Consider the following 18,197-nt stretch of genomic DNA (forward strand, 5'->3'; position numbering starts at 1 on the left):
TCTGACGCGTGCCTCAACGATAACCGAGGGGCGATGTGGGGATGCTCCGGCCGCCCCCGAAGAGGTCACAGGTGTCTGCGCGCGCTTGGACTCACCAGAGCTCTGGCGGCAGCGGATGCTTCATCGCCTCTGCGTCGGCACGGCCGACCGCCACGTAGACGGCGTCGGCCAGCATGCCGCGCAGGCCGGAGATGCCGGCGCCGTGGCGGCTCGGGTGCACGCGGTTCGTCAGCAGGGCGATGCTGATGCCCGTGTCGCGGTCGGTCTGGAGCGATGTGCCGGTGAAGCCGGTGTGCCCGCGCACATTCCATCCGCTGCGGCCCATCATGTTGAGCTGGCCGATGCGCGGGCCGAGACTGTGGTCGTAGCCGGACGGGGTGTCGCGCTCGCGGCCCGCCCCCAGCATGCGGCCGAGCTGACCGTCCCACATCCACTCGCTGAGGATCTCGCCGCCGCCTGCACGCAGCGCCTCCGCGAGCGCGAGCAGCCCGGCAGCCGTGCCGAACAGCCCGGCGCTGGCGCCGCGGCCGCCGAGCACCCACGCGGTCTCATCGTGCACGGAGCCGCGCAGCAGGCCGCGGCCGAAGCGGGTGTCGAACTCGGTGGCGACGGACGCCGCGGCCGGGGCGCCGAACGCGATCTCGTCGCCCAGCCCGAGAGGCCGCAGGGCGCGCTCGGCCACGAGTCGCTCCCACGGCTCGCCGGTCACCGTCTCAGCCAGGGCCATCGCGGTGTTGTAGCCGGCGTCCGAGTAGCGGAAATGCTCGCCGGGCGCCGACACCGGCTCGGTCGCGAGCAGATCGGCGAGAAGCGCTTCGCGATCCGCGAAGGGGGTCTGCTCGAGCGGCGGCGCGCCGGCCGGCCTCGCGTCGAGATGCTGCAGCAGCGGCTGCTCCCACCCGTGCCAGCTGGCGGGCAGGCCGCTCGTGTGGGTGAGCAGGTGGCGCAGGGTGACCTGCTTCTTGGCCCCGGTGCCGTAGGCGGGAAGCTTCGCGGCGACTGGCTCGTCGAGATCGAGCGCCCCGTCGGCCACGAGGCTCAGGAGGGTGTGCGCGCTCGCCAGCTTGGTGACGGATGCCAGGTCGAACCTCGTGTCGCGAGTGACCGGTTCGCCGGCATCCGCGCTGATTCGCTCGCCGTTTGCGTCGACGGATGCCTTCGTGCCGACCTCGAGCTCGAGTACGGTCAGCCCGTCGACGGCGACTGCGACCGCTGCGCCGGAGAAGCCGCCGAGGGCGAGCCGCTCGTCGAGCAGGGCGCGGACGCCGGCCTCGATGTCGCTCACGCGGCCAGCCTAAGCGTCAGCACCGACCTGTCACTCTCGCCGAGGGGATGCGAGAAGGCCCCCGCCGAAGCGGGGGCCTTCCGTGGTGCTACGTGCCGGGTGCCTAGTTGTAGGTGCCCGGGGTGTAGTCGTCGCTCGAGAACGAGTCGAAGTCCACGAAGGACAGCGAGTTCTCGTCGAACACCGAGTCGTCGGAGAAGATGCGGTTCGGGTAGCGCTCCGCCTTCGCCTCCTCCGTGGCATCGACCGTCACGTTGCGGTAGCGGGTCAGACCCGTACCGGCCGGGATCAGCTTTCCGATGATCACGTTCTCCTTGAGACCGATCAGCGGGTCGCTCTTGCCCTCCATGGCGGCCTGCGTGAGCACGCGCGTCGTCTCCTGGAAGGAGGCGGCCGACAGCCACGACTCGGTCGCGAGCGAGGCCTTGGTGATACCCATGACCTCCTGGCGGGCGGCCGCGGGCTTCTTGCCCTCGGCCACGGCGGCGCGGTTGACCTCGACGAAACGCGAGCGGTCGACGAGCTCACCGGGCAGCAGGTCGGTGTCGCCGTGCTCGACGACGGTGACCTTGCGCAGCATCTGGCGCACGATGACCTCGATGTGCTTGTCGTGGATCGGCACACCCTGCGAGCGGTAGACGCCCTGCACGCCGCCGACCAGGTGCTCCTGCACGGCACGGACGCCCATGACACGCAGCACCTCCTTCGGGTCGGTGGCGCCGACGATGATCTGCTCGCCGAGCTCGACGTGCTGGCCGTCCTCGACGCGGAGGGTCGACCGGCGCAGTACCGGGTAGACGTGCTCCTCGTCGCCGTTGTCCGGCGTGAGGATCACGCGACGGCTCTTCTCCGTCTCCTCGATCTTGATCGTGCCCGCGGCCTCCGCGATGGGCGACGAACCCTTGGGGGTGCGCGCCTCGAAGAGCTCCTGGACACGCGGCAGACCCTGGGTGATGTCGTCAGCACCGGTGGTACCGCCCTGGTGGAAGGTACGCATCGTCAGCTGGGTTCCGGGCTCACCGATGGACTGCGCCGCGATGATGCCGACGGCCTCGCCGATGTCGACGAGCTTGCCGGTGGCCAGCGAACGGCCATAGCACTTCGCGCAGACGCCGACCGCCGACTCACAGGTCAGCACCGAGCGCACCTTGATGCGCTCGACACCGGCCTCGACGAGCTTGTCGATCAGCACGTCGCCCACGTCGGAGCCCGCCTCGGCGACGACGGTGCCGTCGGCACCGATCGCGTCCACAGCCAGCGTGCGGCCGAACACCGAGTTCTCGACGTTCGGGTCGCGGACGAGGACGCCCTCGACGTTCACGGCGGCGATCGCCAGGTCGAGGCCCTTGTTCGTGCCGCAGTCGTCCTCGCGGATGATGACGTCCTGCGAGACGTCCACCAGGCGACGGGTCAGGTAACCCGAGTCGGCGGTGCGCAGAGCGGTGTCGGACAGACCCTTACGGGCGCCGTGCGTGTTGATGAAGTACTCGGCAACGGTCAGACCCTCGCGGTAGCTCGAGAGGATCGGACGCGCGATGGTCTCACCCTTCGGGTTCGTCACCAGACCGAGAAGACCCGCGATGTTACGGATCTGCAGCCAGTTACCACGGGCGCCGGACGACACCATGCGGTAGATGGTGTTGTCCTTCTCGAAGTTGTCGCGCATGGCCGCCGCGACCTCTTCGGTCGCCTTGGTCCAGATGTTGACGAGCTCGAGACGGCGCTCGTTGTCGGTCGTGAGACCGCGGTCGTACTCGCCCTGGACCTTCGCCGCCTGCTTCTCGTACTTGGCGATGATCTCCTTCTTCTGGGGAGGAGTGGTCACATCGGACATGGCCACCGTGACGCCCGAGCGGGTCGCCCAGTAGAAGCCGGCGTCCTTGATGCGGTCCAGCGTCGCCGCGACCTCCACCTTGGGGTACCGCTCCGCGAGGTCGTTGACCAGCTGCGAGATACGGCCCTTGTCGGCGACGGCCTCGACGAACGGGTAGTCCACGGGAAGCGCCTCGTTGAACAGGGCGCGACCCAGCGTGGTCTCGACGATCGAGCGGGAGCCCTGCACGAAGCCCTCGGGGGCGCTGTCCTCGTCGAGGTAGAGGTCCGCGAGGCGGATCTTCACCTTGGCGTTGAGGTCGAGCGTGCCCTGGTCCTTCGCGAGGATCGCCTCGGCGACGGACGAGAACGCGCGGCCCTCACCGAGCGCACCCTCCTTGACGGTGGTCAGGTGGTGCAGACCGATGATCATGTCCTGCGCGGGCAGGGTGACCGGGCGGCCGTCGGACGGCTTGAGGATGTTGTTCGAGGCGAGCATCAGGATGCGGGCCTCGGCCTGGGCCTCGACCGACAGCGGCAGGTGGACGGCCATCTGGTCGCCGTCGAAGTCCGCGTTGAACGCGGCGCAGACGAGCGGGTGCAGCTGGATCGCCTTGCCCTCGACGAGCAGCGGCTCGAAGGCCTGGATGCCGAGGCGGTGCAGGGTGGGCGCACGGTTCAGCAGCACGGGGCGCTCGCGGATGATCTCCTCGAGGACGTCCCACACCTGCGGGCGCGAACGCTCGACCATGCGCTTGGCCGCCTTGATGTTCTGGGCGTGGCCCAGGTCGATCAGGCGCTTGATCACGAACGGCTTGAACAGCTCGAGCGCCATCTGCTTGGGCAGACCGCACTGGTGCAGCTTCAGCGTCGGGCCGACGATGATGACCGAACGGCCCGAGTAGTCGACGCGCTTGCCGAGCAGGTTCTGGCGGAAGCGACCCTGCTTGCCCTTCAGCATGTCGCTGAGGGACTTGAGGGCGCGGTTGCCGGTGCCCGTCACGGGGCGGCCACGGCGGCCGTTGTCGAACAGTGCGTCGACGGCCTCCTGAAGCATCCGCTTCTCGTTGTTCACGATGATCTCGGGCGCACCGAGGTCGAGCAGGCGGCGCAGGCGGTTGTTGCGGTTGATCACACGGCGGTACAGGTCGTTGAGGTCGGAGGTCGCGAAGCGGCCACCGTCGAGCTGGACCATCGGGCGAAGCTCCGGCGGAATCACCGGCACGACGTCGAGCACCATCGCGGCCGGCGAGTTGCCGGTGGCGAGGAAGGAGCTGACGACGCGCAGGCGCTTGATCGCGCGGATCTTCTTCTGGCCCTTGCCCGTGACGATCTGCTCGCGCAGCGTCTCGGCCTCGGCCTCGAGGTCGAAGTCCTGCAGGCGGCGCTTGATCGCCTCTGCACCCATGTGGGCCTCGAAGTACAGGCCGTAGCGGTCGGTCAGCTCGTTGAAGTCGGCGTCCTCGGGCTTGAGGTCGCCGACCTTCAGCGTGCGGAACGACTCCCACACGCGCTCGAGACGGGCGATGTCGTCGTCGAAGGACTTGCGCAGCTGCGCCATCTCCTTCTCGGCGCCGTCCTTGACCTTCTTCTTCTGGTCGGCCTTCGCCCCCTCGGCCTCAAGGGCCGCGAGGTCGGTCTCGAGGCGGCCGAGGCGGTCGGCCACTGCGGCGTCGCGCTGGTCGCCGAGCGTCTTCAGCTCGAGACGGAGCTCGTTCTCGAGTCCGGGCAGGTCGGAGTGACGACCGTCCTCGTCGACGAAGATGACCATGTATGCCGCGAAGTAGATGACCTTCTCGAGGTCCTTCGGCGCCATGTCGAGCAGGTAGCCGAGGCGGCTTGGCACGCCCTTGAAGTACCAGATGTGCGTCACCGGGGCGGCGAGCTCGATGTGGCCCATGCGCTCACGGCGCACGGACGACTTCGTGACCTCGACACCGCAGCGCTCGCAGACGATGCCCTTGAAGCGGACGCGCTTGTACTTGCCGCAGGCGCACTCCCAGTCACGCGAAGGGCCGAAGATCTGCTCACCGAACAGACCGTCCTTCTCGGGCTTGAGGGTGCGGTAGTTGATGGTCTCGGGCTTCTTGACCTCACCGTACGACCACTTGCGGATGTCGTCAGCGGTAGCGAGGCCGATGCGAAGCTCGTCAAAAGTAGTTGCGTCGAGCAATTTATCTCCTACTGGAAAAGTTCTCTGTTATCGGCCTGGCTTCAGATCTCTTCGATCGAAGAGGACTCGAAGCGGGCGGAGATGTTGATGCCGAGCTCTTCCGCTGCACGGAAGGCCTCGTCGTCGGTGTCGCGCAGGCTGACCGCCGTGCCGTCGGCCGAGAGCACCTCGACGTTCAGGCAGAGCGACTGCATCTCCTTGATGAGGACCTTGAAGGACTCGGGGATGCCGGGCTCCTGGATGTTCTCGCCCTTGACGATCGCCTCGTACACCTTGACGCGGCCGAGGATGTCGTCGGACTTGATCGTGAGCAGCTCCTGCAGGGCGTATGCCGCACCGTATGCCTCGAGCGCCCACACCTCCATCTCGCCGAAGCGCTGACCGCCGAACTGCGCCTTACCACCCAGCGGCTGCTGCGTGATCATCGAGTATGGGCCGGTCGAGCGGGCGTGGATCTTGTCGTCCACCAGGTGGTGCAGCTTCAGGATGTACATGTAGCCGACCGACACCGGGTCAGGGAACGGCTCGCCGGAGCGGCCGTCGAACAGGACCGTCTTGCCGGAGGACCCGATCAGGCGGTCGCCGTCGCGAGTGACGAGAGTCGAGTCGAGCAGACCCTGAATCTCCTCCTCCGAGGCGCCGTCGAAGACGGGCGTCGCGAGCTTGGTGTTCGGAGCGACCTCACGCGCCTCGGCGGGAAGGCCCTTCGCCCACTCGGGGTTGCCGTCGATCTTCCAGCCGGTCTTCGCGACCCACCCGAGGTGGGTTTCGAGCACCTGGCCGAAGTTCATGCGACCGGGGATGCCGAGCGGGTTGAGCACCACGTCGACCGGCGTGCCGTCTGCGAGGAACGGCATGTCTTCCACCGGCAGGATCGTCGAGATGACGCCCTTGTTGCCGTGGCGGCCGGCGAGCTTGTCGCCCGCGGTGATCTTGCGCTTCTGGGCGATGTAGACGACCACGCGCTGGTTGACGCCCGAGCCGAGCTCGTCGTCGCCGTCCTGCGAGTCGAACACCTTGACGCCGATGATGGTGCCCTCTTCACCGTGGGGAACCTTCAGCGAGGTGTCGCGCACCTCGCGGCTCTTCTCGTTGAAGATGGCGCGCAGCAGGCGCTCCTCGGCCGAGAGCTCGGTCTCGCCCTTGGGCGTGACCTTCCCGACGAGGATGTCGCCGGGGCGGACCTCTGCACCGATGCGGATGATGCCGCGCTCGTCGAGGTCGGCCAGCAGCTCCTGGCTGACGTTCGGCAGGTCGCGGGTGATCTCCTCTTTGCCGAGCTTCGTGTCGCGGGCGTCCACCTCGTACTCCTCGATGTGGATCGAGGAGAGGGTGTCGTCCTTCACGAGGTTCTGGCTGAGGATGATCGCGTCCTCGTAGTTGTAGCCCTCCCACGGCATGAACGCGACGAGCAGGTTCTTGCCGAGCGCGAGCTCGCCGTTCTCGGTGGCGGGGCCGTCGGCGATGACCTCGCCGACCTCGACCCGGTCGCCGGCGTTGACGATCACGCGGTGGTTGTAGCTCGTGCCCTGGTTCGAGCGGTCGAACTTGCGCAGGTAGTAGTCCTGCGTGCCGCCCTCGTCGAGCTGCACGGTGACGACCTCGGCCGACACCTCGAGGACCACACCGGCCTTCTCGGCGGTGACGACGTCGCCCGCGTCGATCGCGGCGAAGCCCTCCATACCGGTACCGACGACCGGGCTCTCGGAGCGCAGCAGCGGAACGGCCTGGCGCTGCATGTTCGCACCCATGAGGGCGCGGTTCGCGGCGTCGTGCTCGAGGAACGGGATGAGCGAGGTCGCGACCGACACCATCTGGCGCGGCGACACGTCCATGTAGCCGACCTGGTCGACCGGGACGAGGTCGACCTCGCCGCCCTTCTCACGGGCGAGCACGCGCTCGTCGGAGAAGTGACCGTCGGCCTTCAGCGGCGCGTTGGCCTGGGCGATGATGAACTCGTCCTCCTCCGCAGCCGTCAGGTAGTCGATCTGGTCGGTGACCTTGCCGGCGACGACCTTGCGGTACGGCGTCTCGATGAAGCCGAACGAGTTGATGCGGGCGAACGACGCCAGCGAGCCGATGAGGCCGATGTTCGGGCCTTCAGGGGTCTCGATCGGGCACATGCGGCCGTAGTGCGACGGGTGGACGTCACGGACCTCGACGCCTGCGCGCTCACGCGACAGACCGCCGGGGCCGAGCGCCGACAGGCGGCGCTTGTGCGTCAGGCCGGCGAGCGGGTTGTTCTGGTCCATGAACTGCGAGAGCTGCGAGGTGCCGAAGAACTCCTTGATCGCGGCCACGACGGGGCGCACGTTGATCAGGGTCTGCGGGGTGATCGCCTCGATGTCCTGCGTGGTCATGCGCTCACGCACGACACGCTCCATGCGGGAGAGACCCGTGCGGACCTGGTTCTGGATCAGCTCGCCGACGGCGCGGATGCGACGGTTGCCGAAGTGGTCGATGTCGTCGACGTCGAGGCGGATGGTGACCGGCTTGCCGTCGCGGACGCCGGCCAGTTCGGTCTCGCCCGAGTGCAGCGACACGAGGTACTTGATCGTGCGCACGACGTCTTCGACGGTCAGCACCGAGTCGGTGAGCGGCTTGTCGAGGCCCAGCTTGCGGTTGATCTTGTAACGGCCGACCTTGGCGAGGTCGTAGCGCTTGGGGTTGAAGTAGAAGTTGTCGAGCAGCGCGCGGGCGGCCTCGGCGGCGACCTGCTCGCCCGGACGGAGCTTCCGATAGATGTCCTTGAGCGCCTCTTCCTTCGTGAGGATGGCGTCCTTCTCGAGGGTCGCGGCGATCGACTCGAAGCCGGCGAACTCGGTGAGGATCTCTTCGCTGGTCATGCCCAGCGCCTTGAGGAACACCGTGACGGACTGCTTGCGCTTGCGGTCGATGCGAACGCCGACCTGGTCGCGCTTGTCGATCTCGAACTCGAGCCACGCACCGCGGCTCGGGATCACGCGGGCGCTGTAGATGTCCTTGTCGGACGTCTTCTCGGGCGTGCGCTCGAAGTACACACCGGGCGAGCGGACCAGCTGCGAGACGACGACGCGCTCGGTGCCGTTGATGATGAAGGTGCCCTTGTCGGTCATGAGCGGGAAGTCGCCCATGAAGACCGTCTGGGTCTTGATCTCACCGGTCTGGTGGTTCATGAACTCGGCCTCGACGTACAGAGGCGCGGAGTAGGTCTTGCCCTTCTCCTTGCACTCGTCGATCGAGTACTTCCGCTCCTCCAGGAACGGGTTCGTGAACGAGAGCTGCATGGTCTCGCCGAGGTCCTCGATGGGCGAGATCTCTTCGAAGATCTCCTCGAGGCCGGTGTGACTGGGCAGATCCTGACGACCCTGCGCGAGGCCTTCGGCCACGCGCGCCTTCCATGCGTCGTTTCCGACCAGCCAGTCGAAGCTCTCCGTCTGGAGGGCGAGCAGGTCGGGAACGGTCAGGGTGTCTGTGATCTTTGCGAACGAAAGACGAGTGTGGTCTCGTCCGTTCTTAGGGTTGGTGGTCGATGCGTTGCGAGCAGCAGCCAAGGAAATAACCTCCGAAGGCCCATCGCGAATGGGGCCTCAGTTACTGACGGTCTGGACGAGGACTCCCGCGTGTTACGTGACGTGGTCACGCACTGCCGACCGCAATATGAAGGCAAGAGTGAGAGGGAGCGCAAAGGTCAAGTATATGGGGCGGCGCGTCGCGCTGTCCACCCAAATCTTGACTCTGATTGCGACAAGGGGTATAACCCCAGGTTTCTCCCGTTATTCCGCCGGTTTCTCGTGGCTGATCGCCAGGGTCTGAATGCGCGCCGGCGTGACAGGGGCGAGCGAGAGGCGCACGCGCACCCGCCCGCCCGCGGCCGCGCGCACCCATGAGACGGACGCAGGCGAGGCGGATGCCTCGAGCGCCGGCTCCTCGTCCGTCGGCGTCACCCCGAGCGCCGCGACCACCTCGCGGCGCTCCGCGATCGGCTGGTCCTGCACGACGTTGGGCGAGAGCACTTCCTCTTCCAGCGCGTCGGCCGCAGCATCCGTCGCCCACGCCGTGATCAGCCGGTCTGCGGCGAGGGCGAGCGCGATCGTCTCCGGCCACGGCGTCGGTGGCGCCGCCCGCTGCCCGTGCTCGATGAGGGCGTCGACGAGCGCCGTGGTCGGCTCGCTCACGCCGGCGTAGGTGCCGTTCTCGAACGCGACCACGCCGAACCGGCCGGGCGCGTTCCAGCGCAGGTGCGCACTGAAGCCCGGGTAGCCGCCGGAGTGCGACACCGTGTGCCCGAGCCTCGCGCCCTTCTCGACCATAAGACCGAAGCCGTAGCCGAACTCCTCGACGCCGGGGCGCGTGGTCGCGATCGTGCGGTGCACCTGCTGCAGCTCCCGGCGGCTCGCCGCGCCGAGCGGGCCGGGCTGCGGCGCGTCGGTCAGAGCGCTCGCATGCCACGCGCCCCAGCAGGCGAGATCGCGCGCGGTGGTCACGATGCCGCCGATCGGCGAGAACGCGCCATGGGTCGAATAGGGCAGCGGATGCCAGGTGCCGGCGACGTCTCGCCGATGGCCGACCGCGGTGCGGCCGGGGCGCCCGTCGGCGCGGAATCCGGTCGCCGTCAAGCCGAGCGGCTCGAGCAGCTCGGCCGTGACGAAGTCGATGAACGGCACACCCGCGGCGAGCGCGATCGCCTGCCCGACCAGCGCGTACCCGAGGTTCGAGTAGCGGAAGACCGTGCCTGGGACGCTGTCGCGCGGCGTGCCGGCGGCGAGCACAGCGTGGAACTCCTCGTCGCTGAGTCCCTCTTGCCGGTCGGCCCACGGGTCGTCGGTCGAGAGGCCGCCCGACATCGACAGCAGCTGGCGCAGCGTCGGCACCTCGGCGCTGCCGTCGGCCCAGCAGAACTCGGGGACGAAGTCGGTGATCGCCTGGTCGAGCACGAGCGCCCCGCGGTCGCGCAGCAGCAAGGCGGCCGACGCCGTGAAGCTCTTCGTGCAGCTCGCGATGCGGAACGCCGTGTCGGCGTCGGGCGTGGCGCCGTCCTCGGTGAGTCGGTCGAGGCCGAACCCGCGGGTGAGCGCGAGCTCGCCGCGCTCGTCGAAGACGGCGACCACCGACCCCGGCGTGACCCCGTTCGCGATGCGCGGTGCGAACAGCGCGTCGATCGTCTCGCTCAGCAGCGTCTCGTCGAGATTCATGCCTCAAGCATGCTGGTGCACGGCGAGGGGTGCGAAATGTCCGCTCGCCGGCTCATGGGCGTACTTTTCGCACCCGCGGTCCAGTGGCGGCCCGGCGTCAGTCAGCGCTGCCGACGGCGAGCGCGATCGCCTGGGCGCGCGTCTGCACGCCGAGCTTCGCGAACAGCGAGTTGACGTGCGTCTTCACCGTCGCGACGGAGACGAAGAACTGCTGCGCGATCTCCGGGTTGCTGCGGCCACGGGCGATCTCGGCGAGCACCTCCGCTTCGCGCGGGGTGAGGGCGGGGAAGCGGGTGAGCAGGTGCTCGGCCCTCGCGAGTGCGGCTCGCTCCGCGTCCGGCGCGCGACGGCCCACCGGGCCGTCGCCGTCGGGCGCCGAGCGCTCAGGGACCGGAGGCGTCCCGCCACTGGTGAACGAGCCGATCAGCCTCGCCCCGACCTCGGGCGCGAGCGTCGTCTGTCCGCTCGCGACGGCACGCACCGCGGCGGCGAGCTCCGCGCGCCCGGCGTCCTTCGTGAGGTAGCCGCGCGCCCCGGCCTTGAGGGCGGAGGCGATCGAGGCGTCGTCGGCGAAGGTGGTCAGCACGAGCACGGCGACCTTCGGGTCCTGCGCGAGCACACGCTCGGTGGCCGCGGCGCCGTCGAGCTGCGGCATCCTCAAATCCATCAGCACGACGTCGGGCGCGAGCTCGCCGGCGAGCCGCACCGCCTCGACGCCGTCCCCGGCCTCGCCGACCACCTCGATGTCGGGCAGCAGCTCGAGCACGGTCACGAGACCGTCGCGCACGATCGCCTGGTCGTCGGCGACCAGGACGCGGATCTGAGGGGATGCCACGGCCTCAGCCTTGCGCAACCGACGCCGACGCCGACACCACGAATCGCCCGTCGCGCTCGGCCGCCGTCGCCCGGCCGCCCGCGAGCGCGGCGAAGCGCTCGGTCATGCCCGTGAGCCCATGGCCGCCGCCGGCCGCGCTGCGGGCTCGGCCGGGGAGCATCGGGTTCGAGACGGTGAGCTCCAGGCATCCGCCCGCCGCGCTCAGCTCGACCGCGACCGGCTCGCCCGGCGCATGCCGGCGCGCATTGCTCAGGGATTCCTGCAGCGCCCGCTCGAAAGCCGTGGCGACGGATGCCGTGAGCGGCGGTGCAGCGCCCAGGTCGACGTGCGCATCGACCTCTCCCCCGAGCTCGCGGTGCGCGCGCAGCAGCCGCTCCGCGGCGCCGGCCAGATCGGCGGGGGTCTGCTCGGCGGCATCCGAATCGCCTGGCGCGCGCAGCGCGGAGACCGCGCGCCGCGCCTCGGTGAGCCCGTCGGTCGCCAGCCGTCTGGCCTGGGTGACCTTCGCGTGCGCGGCCTCCGTGCGCCCCGACTCGAGCAGGGCCTCTGCGGCGTCGAGCTGGATCACGAGCCCGCCGAGGCTGTGCGCCAGCACGTCGTGGATGTCGCGGGCCGCCGCCTGCCGGGCGGCGAGGGCGCTCGCGGTCGCCTCCTGCTGGGCGAGCTCGCGCTGCTGCTCGGCGAGTTCCTGGTTGCGCCGCGTGGCGGTGCGCGCCTGCCGGCGCGAGACGCCGATCAGCAGCCAGACCGCGTTGCCGGCCAGGTAGCCGAGCAGTGTTCCGGGGCCCGCGTGCGCGAGCACGGCCCCGATCGGAGTGAGGATGAAGGACAGGGCGGAGACGCTCGCGCCGAACCAGATCGGCTCGCTCTCGTCCGAGACTGCGAGGATCACGAGGATCGCGAGCGGCGCCGTGTGCAGGCCCTCGCTCGGCGCCTGCGCGAACGAGGCGACCACGACACCGAGGACCGTCGCGACGCGGCGCACGACGCGCAGCGCGCTGCGTCGGCGCAGGGTGCCGACGAAGCGCCACTGCAGCAGCTCGACCACGGCCCAGGTGAGCAGCGCCAGGATCGTCGCGATCACGAGCCAGCCGCCATGGCGCGTCGCGCCGGTCGCGACGAACGCATACACGACCACCGCCATGCCGATGGCGTTGAGCACCAGCGGCAGAAGGCGGCGGTCGGATGCGTCCATAAGGGTCATCGTGCCAGGGTCGCGACCTGCTGGCGGTGTTGCTCGAGACGCCACGCGAGCACGGCCGTGCGGGCGACGCGGTTGGCGGCGAGGACGAGCAGGATGATGCCCGTCGAGGCACCCGCGGCAGCTCCCATGTGCTGGCCGTAGAACTCGAGGCCGACGCGCACGGCGATCATCACGAACCAGAGCGCGACGCCCACCCAGCTGGTGCGGCTCTCGTACTCGACAGGGGCGAGGGCGCCGCCGGTGCGGGACGGACGGCGGTTCGCCTCGTACGCCGCCGCGCGTTCCCTGCTCAGCAGGCGGAAGTGGGCGATGGCGCCCATCGCCGCGCCGGCGCCGAGGGCGATGGCGAGCTCGACCGCGAGCAGCGCGATGTCGAGCGTGGTGAAGGTGATCGTCTTCGAGCCGGTCACGATGATGCCGACGCCGACGATGGCGAAGATGAGCGGCCCGCGCCACATGCGGGCGGGGTCGACGACGCGCCAGGTCATCTGGCGGTAGCAGATCCAGGCGATGGCGGCGAGGCCGAGCACCGCGTCGAGGAGGTATTGCACGTTCAAGGTCATGATGACAATGGTCGCGAGCGGGCCGCTCAGTGCCCACCACCCCTGGGTGGAGCGGCGGGTGGAGTTCGCGGCTGTACCGACCTGCCGCGTGGGTCTACACGGATACGGGAGTTGTATCTATCATTGTGTGTATGCCGGAGAAGAACACCGTTGCCGCGGGTGACCGCGCCTATGAGGACGTCAAGGCCCGCATCCTGACCAGCGAGCTCGCCGGGGGCGATCTCATCAGCGAGGGCGAGGTCGCCGACCGGCTGAACATCAGCCGCACGCCCGTGCGCGAGGCGTTCCTGCGCCTGCAGGCCGAGGGCTTCATGAAGCTGTACCCGAAGCGGGGCGCCATGATCACCCCGATCGCCCGCAGCGAGGCGCGCGACGTCATCGACGCGCGCAACGTGCTCGAGACGCATGCCGTCCGCCAGGCGACGACGAGCGCTGAGCGCACCGAGCGCCTCGTCGCCGAGCTGCGCGACAACCTGCAGCTGCAGAAGGACCGCATCGCCGACCGCAACCTCGGAGGCTACGCGCTGGCCGATGCGGAGTTCCACGCGGCGATCATCCGCGCGGGTGACAACGCCCTGATCGCGCAGTTCTACTCGACGCTGTACGACCGGCAGGTGCGCATGGCGCGTTCGTCGATCCCGACCGACCTCATCGCGGGCGACGTCGTCGGCGAGCACGCCGCGCTGGTCGACGCGATCGAGGCGCGCGACGGCGACCGCTTCGATGCCCTGCTGGCGACGCACCTGCAGAAGATCCACGAGGTGCTGATCCGTTGATCCTCGGCGCTTCGGCCCAGGCATCCGTTCTGCATCGATCTCAAGATCACTATCAATATCAATATCAATAGATTGGATGCATGAGCGACGACCCGTCTGTGATCCTGAAGCACTCCGGGTATCGCGCGGTGATCGAGCGCGACCGCTTCATCCCGGGGGCGTACGAGCTCGTGGTCGACGGCACGCCGCAGTCGCACGTGAACCTTGAGGACCCGTCGAATCTGTTCTTCGAGTACATCCAGCGCATGGGGAACATCATCGATCTGATCGGTGAGCCAGGCGCCCCGATCACCGCCGTGCACCTGGGGGCGGGCGCGATGACGTTGCCCCGCTATGTCGCGGCGACGCGGCCGGGCAGTCGCCAGCAGGTGATCGAACTCGAGCAGAACCTCGTCGAGCTGGTGCGCTCGGTGCTGCCGCTGCAGCGCGGGGCCGACGTGCGGGTGCGCTACGGCGACGCGCGGGAGGTGCTCGCGAAGCTGCCTGGCGGGTTGCTCGGAACCGCCGACCTGGTGGTGGTCGACGTCTTCAGCGGCGCACGCACGCCGGCGCACGTGACGAGCCAGGAGTTCTACACCGAGGCCGCGCGCCTGCTGTCGCCCGGCGGGATCATGCTCGTGAACGTCGCCGACGGGCCGCCGCTGCGTTTCGCCCGGTCGCAGGCCGCGACGCTCGCGCAGGTGCTGCCGCACGCGGCGGTGCTGGCCGAGGCGCAGGTCGTGAAGGGGCGGCGCTTCGGGAACTTCGTGCTCGTCGGGTCGGCCGCGCCGCTGCCGTCGCAGTGGCTGCCGCGCCTGATGGCGGCCGGCCCGCACCCGGCCGTTGCGGTGCTCGACGGCGAGTTCGAGGAGTTCGCACGCGGAGGCCTGATCGTGACGGACGCCACGGCCACACCATCGCCCCCGCCTGCACGCTCGATCTTCCAGGTGAAGCCGGGGCGCTGAGGGCGACGCGTTTCGCTTCGCTTCGCGGCCGGTCGACCATTGTGCTTCGCGGCGAGGAACATCGGCGCCCTCCCGCAGAAACGGTTTCGTCGCGCACGTCGCGCGACGATGATGGGGCACTGTGGCCGGGCTCTGGCGTGCGCGAGCCCGTCGCGGCGCGGCCGCGGCGGCGGTCGGCGCGGCCGCCCTTGCCCTCGCACTGGCCGGGTGCACACAGCCCGGCGAGCCGCGGCCCGAGCCGACGGCGGCCCTGCCGGCGCCGACGCTAGCACCGACAGCCCAGGCATCCGGCAGCCCATCGGCGCCCGCGCCGACGCAGCACTGGACCGTCGTCGGCGACCCGGCCACCCTCGCGACCGGCCTGCGGGCGCCGTGGTCGATCGCGCTGCTTCCCGGCGGCGACGCGCTGATCAGCGAGCGCGACAGCGGGCGCGTGCTCGAGCGCACGGTCGACGGCGCGACGCGCACGGCCGGCACAGTGCCCGGTGTCGTGCACCAGGGCGAGGGCGGCCTGCTCGGGCTGGCGGTGCGGCCGGGGCATCCTGATCAGCTCTATGCGTACCTCACGACCGCGCGCGACAACCGGGTGGTGCGGATCCCTCTCACCGGCGCCGCCGGAGCCCGCGCGCTCGGCAAACCAGAGGTCGTGCTCGACGGCCTGCCGCACGGCACCTTCCACAACGGCGGCCGGATCGCGTTCGGCCCGGACGGCATGCTCTACGTCACGGTCGGCGACGCAGGCGATCGCGACGGCGCGCAGCAGCTCGGATATCTGGGCGGGAAGATCCTGCGCGTCACGCCCGACGGCGGCGTGCCGGGCGGCAACCCGTTCCCCGGCTCGCCCGTCTGGAGCCTCGGTCACCGCAATCCGCAGGGCATCGGCTGGGCGAGCGACGGCACCATGTGGGCGGCCGAGTTCGGGCAGGACACCTGGGACGAGCTGAACGTCATCACCCCCGGGGCGAACTACGGCTGGCCGGTCGTCGAGGGCATCGGGCACCGCCAGGGCTTCGTCGACCCGGTGGCGCAGTGGTCGACCGACGAGGCGAGCCCCAGCGACCTCGCCGTGGTCGGCGCGACCGTGTTCGTCGCCGGTCTCGGCGGTCAGCGGCTGTGGGTGGCGGATGCCTCGGCCGACCACGCGGTGACGACGCACTCGCTCTTCGCCGGGCGGTTCGGGCGACTGCGCGAGGTCGTGCAGGTCGCGCCGGACACGCTCTGGGTGCTGACGAACAACACCGACGGGCGCGGCACCCCGCGTACCGGCGACGACCGCCTGCTCGAGCTCACGATCACGCGGACCGGCTGAAAGAGGGCGTGGCATCACCCGGTCGCGGCACACGCATGGTTAGCCTGCCCGCGTGAGCAGCATCATCCTCGGCTACGACCCTGAGACACTTCGTGAGCGCGTGGACCTGGTCGAGGTCGGCCGCCGGCTCGCCGAGCTCGGCGAGCTGCGCAGCCGCGACGCACTCTGCGAGAGGGCCTGGCTGCTCAAGGTCGGCGGCTCGCTCGATGACGCGATGGACGTCGCGAACGAGGCGTACCGTCTCGCCCGCTTCACCGGCGATCGGCGCTCGCTGCAGCGGCCGCGCATGATCCGCGCTCAGATCCTGCAGTACCAGGGTCGCTTCGAGGAGGCCGTCACCGAGCTGTCCGCCTGCATCGAAGAGGCGCGCACGCACGAGTGGCACGAGCTGGAGGCGTTCGGTCTGCAGCACCGTGGTCGTGTGCTCTTCGACGAGGGCGCCGACGATCTCGCCGCCGCCGACTTCTCAGAGGCGCTGCGCCTGCGCACCGAGAACGCCGCGCCCGCGGATCAGATCGAGTCGGCCGAGTTCGCGCTGGAGACGGTGAAGCGTAGGCTCGAGTCCAATGTCGTACCTTTGTTCTAGCCTCTCCGCATGGCTGAACTGGCTCGTGTGAGCGTCTGGGCGAACGCACTCATCGCCCTGCATCTCGACCCCTCGTGGACCTTCGCGTTCGATCACGCGAAGAAGCGGGCGGGGCTGTGCGACTACACGCACAAACGGATCTCTGTGTCCAGGTACCTTGCGGCGAGTTGGCCAGACGACGACGTGCACCAGACCCTGCTGCACGAGGTCGCGCATGCGCTGGCGGGTCCGGCCGCAGGCCACGGGCCCGTCTGGCGGCGCACCGCGACATCGATCGGCTACGTCGGCGGCCGGACCCACGACGGGCCGACGCCGACCGAGCTCGCACCATGGGTCGGCACGTGCCCGAACGGCCACGTGCACTACCGGCACCGCAAACCGACGCGCGCGCTGTCCTGCGCGAAGTGCTCGCGTTCGTTCTCGCGCGCGTTCCTGATCAGCTGGACGAGGCGTGAGATCTCGGCTGCGGTGCGGAAAGCGGCTGCGCAGGCGAAGTAGCCCGGCGAAGCATCCGCCAGCCGCGCTGGCTGGCCACGATGCCCGCGATCACGATCAGGCCGCCGACCGGCTCGTACCAGCTGACGGTCTCGCCGAGCAGCACCGCACCGAGCACGACACCGACGACGGGCGCGAGGTACGTGACGGTCGAGGCACGCGCGGCGCCCCATTCGCCGAGCACGCGGTAGTACCAGATGTACGCGAAGCCCGTGCCGAGCACTCCGAGCGCCGCGATGGACAGGACGACCGGAGCACTGACCTGCACAGGCTGCAGACCGCCGAAGGGCAGCAGCAGCAGCGCGATCGGTGCGGCCAGGCAGATCTCCATCGCCGAGAGGGTGAGCGAGTCGACTCCCCTGCCGAACACGAAGCGGCGCAGGTACAGGCCCGAGAAGCCGTAGCAGAACGTCGCGCCCAGGCAGGCGAGCTGCCCGGGAACGCTGCCGGCGAGATCGGCGGACCCGATCAGCTGCCACGGCGCGCTCAGCACCACGACACCGACGATTCCGATGAGCACTCCGCCCGACTGCGCCCTGCTCAATCGCTCCGAGCGCAGCACCAGCGGCGTGAGCAGCAGCGTCATGATCGGCGTGGTGGCGTTGTAGATGCTGGCGAGGCCACTCGGCACCGACTGCTCGGCCCAGGCAAAGAGCGAGTACGGCGCGACGCCGAAGGTGATCGCCACCACGACCATGTGGCCCCACAGCTTCGGATCGCGCGGCCAGTGGCGTCGCGTCACGGTCATGACCGCGGCGAGCGTCAGCGCACCGAACCAGATGCGGCCCATGACGATCTGCGCAGGCGCGAGACCGTCGAGCCCGACTTTCATGAACAGGAAGCTCGCGCCCCACACCAGAGAAAGGGCGAGGAAGGCCCACAGTGTCTTTTCGGTACGGGCTGTGCCGCGCGACGTTCCCGAGTTCATGACCCCAGCCTTCCGCCGGGGGCGGCGTGCGACTGGCGCGAATCGGACCTGGTGATGGTCATGAGCCATATCATTTCCTCGAGCACCAACATGAGGCCAATGCATTTGACTCA

13 protein-coding genes are annotated in these 18,197 nt (G+C 69.4%); 5 read left to right on the top strand and 8 right to left on the bottom strand.

The genetic code is table 11. From position 1 onward, the window contains the following. Positions 1 to 91 precede the first annotated feature (91 nt). The 7 genes from D7I44_RS05415 to D7I44_RS05445 form a co-directional block, all read right to left on the bottom strand. The gene (locus D7I44_RS05415) at positions 92 to 1,285 is read right to left on the bottom strand and encodes a serine hydrolase domain-containing protein (RefSeq protein WP_120788550.1); all 1,194 of its coding nucleotides are present in this window, start codon (positions 1,283 to 1,285) and stop codon (positions 92 to 94) included. A 103-nt stretch (positions 1,286 to 1,388) separates the two neighbouring features. Next, the gene (locus D7I44_RS05420; RefSeq protein WP_120788551.1) at positions 1,389 to 5,270 is read right to left on the bottom strand and encodes a DNA-directed RNA polymerase subunit beta'; all 3,882 of its coding nucleotides are present in this window, start codon (positions 5,268 to 5,270) and stop codon (positions 1,389 to 1,391) included. Positions 5,271 to 5,311: 41 nt separating this feature from the next. Then, entirely contained in the window at positions 5,312 to 8,803 is a 3,492-nt protein-coding gene (gene rpoB / locus D7I44_RS05425; RefSeq protein WP_120788552.1) for a DNA-directed RNA polymerase subunit beta, read from the bottom strand. 222 nt (positions 8,804 to 9,025) lie between these two features. Beyond that, the gene (locus tag D7I44_RS05430; RefSeq protein ID WP_120788553.1) at positions 9,026 to 10,444 is read right to left on the bottom strand and encodes a serine hydrolase domain-containing protein; all 1,419 of its coding nucleotides are present in this window, start codon (positions 10,442 to 10,444) and stop codon (positions 9,026 to 9,028) included. A gap of 97 nt (positions 10,445 to 10,541) precedes the next feature. Further along, complete coding sequence (locus tag D7I44_RS05435; protein ID WP_120788554.1) at positions 10,542 to 11,279, bottom strand: response regulator transcription factor; 738 nt, start codon at positions 11,277 to 11,279, stop codon at positions 10,542 to 10,544. A gap of 4 nt (positions 11,280 to 11,283) precedes the next feature. Beyond that, entirely contained in the window at positions 11,284 to 12,483 is a 1,200-nt protein-coding gene (locus D7I44_RS05440; protein ID WP_120788555.1) for a sensor histidine kinase, read from the bottom strand. Then, positions 12,480 to 13,046 carry a hypothetical protein gene (locus D7I44_RS05445; RefSeq protein WP_120788556.1) on the bottom strand — a complete coding sequence of 189 codons (567 nt, stop codon included), beginning with the start codon at positions 13,044 to 13,046 and terminating at the stop codon, positions 12,480 to 12,482. The genes D7I44_RS05440 and D7I44_RS05445 overlap by 4 nt, the downstream gene beginning before the upstream one ends. A gap of 131 nt (positions 13,047 to 13,177) precedes the next feature. On the opposite strand from D7I44_RS05445, the gene D7I44_RS05450 reads away from it, so the two are divergent. From D7I44_RS05450 to D7I44_RS05470, 5 genes are all read left to right on the top strand, one after another. Beyond that, a complete protein-coding gene (locus tag D7I44_RS05450) occupies positions 13,178 to 13,822 on the top strand; it encodes a GntR family transcriptional regulator (protein ID WP_120788557.1) in 645 nt (214 codons plus the stop codon). Positions 13,823 to 13,902: 80 nt separating this feature from the next. Continuing rightward, positions 13,903 to 14,766, top strand: a complete 864-nt coding sequence (locus tag D7I44_RS05455) for a spermidine synthase (protein WP_120788558.1) — start codon at positions 13,903 to 13,905, stop codon at positions 14,764 to 14,766. Between the two features lie 121 nt (positions 14,767 to 14,887). Next, the gene (locus D7I44_RS05460; protein ID WP_245980040.1) at positions 14,888 to 16,075 is read left to right on the top strand and encodes a PQQ-dependent sugar dehydrogenase; all 1,188 of its coding nucleotides are present in this window, start codon (positions 14,888 to 14,890) and stop codon (positions 16,073 to 16,075) included. A 52-nt stretch (positions 16,076 to 16,127) separates the two neighbouring features. Then, positions 16,128 to 16,661: a hypothetical protein gene (locus D7I44_RS05465; RefSeq protein WP_120788559.1), complete on the top strand. Its 534-nt coding sequence runs from the start codon at positions 16,128 to 16,130 to the stop codon at positions 16,659 to 16,661. A gap of 9 nt (positions 16,662 to 16,670) precedes the next feature. Next, complete coding sequence (locus D7I44_RS05470) at positions 16,671 to 17,159, top strand: SprT-like domain-containing protein (RefSeq protein WP_120788560.1); 489 nt, start codon at positions 16,671 to 16,673, stop codon at positions 17,157 to 17,159. Here D7I44_RS05470 and D7I44_RS05475 read toward each other — a convergent pair. Continuing rightward, positions 17,098 to 18,084: a DMT family transporter gene (locus D7I44_RS05475; protein WP_120788561.1), complete on the bottom strand. Its 987-nt coding sequence runs from the start codon at positions 18,082 to 18,084 to the stop codon at positions 17,098 to 17,100. The two genes, D7I44_RS05470 and D7I44_RS05475, sit on opposite strands and share 62 nt — an antisense overlap. Positions 18,085 to 18,197: the final 113 nt, after the last annotated feature.

It is taken from the genome of Gryllotalpicola protaetiae, assembly GCF_003627055.1.
Lineage (GTDB): Bacteria > Actinomycetota > Actinomycetes > Actinomycetales > Microbacteriaceae > Gryllotalpicola > Gryllotalpicola protaetiae.